The organism is Gilvimarinus sp. 1_MG-2023 (genome assembly GCF_030548285.1).
The window spans coordinates 1-296 of record NZ_JAUOSC010000741.1; the positions used below are offsets into that span (position 1 = coordinate 1).

Annotated in this window: 1 pseudogene; it reads left to right on the plus strand. The window is 57.1% G+C overall.

Annotated features, from left to right (window positions below):
- Positions 1–296, plus strand: a pseudogene (locus Q4563_RS18840) (3-phosphoshikimate 1-carboxyvinyltransferase); the annotation flags it as partial.

Genomic DNA, 296 nt, shown 5'->3' on the forward strand with positions numbered 1-296 from the left:
TCCATATACCGGAAGACCAGGTGCCGCTGGCGATTGACGAATTTCCGGCGATCTTTATTGCCGCCGCCTGTGCCGAAGGGGAAACCATCCTGACGGGAGCAGAGGAATTGCGCGTCAAGGAGAGCGACCGTATCCAGTCCATGGTTGATGGCTTGAATAGCCTCGGCGTTGCGGCGCAAGGCACTGCCGATGGTGCAATTATTCCCGGTTTTGGCCCTGAAGGCAGCTTTGGTGCTGGCGTGATCGCAAGCCATGGCGACCATCGTATCGCCATGAGTTTCTCAATGGCCTCATTG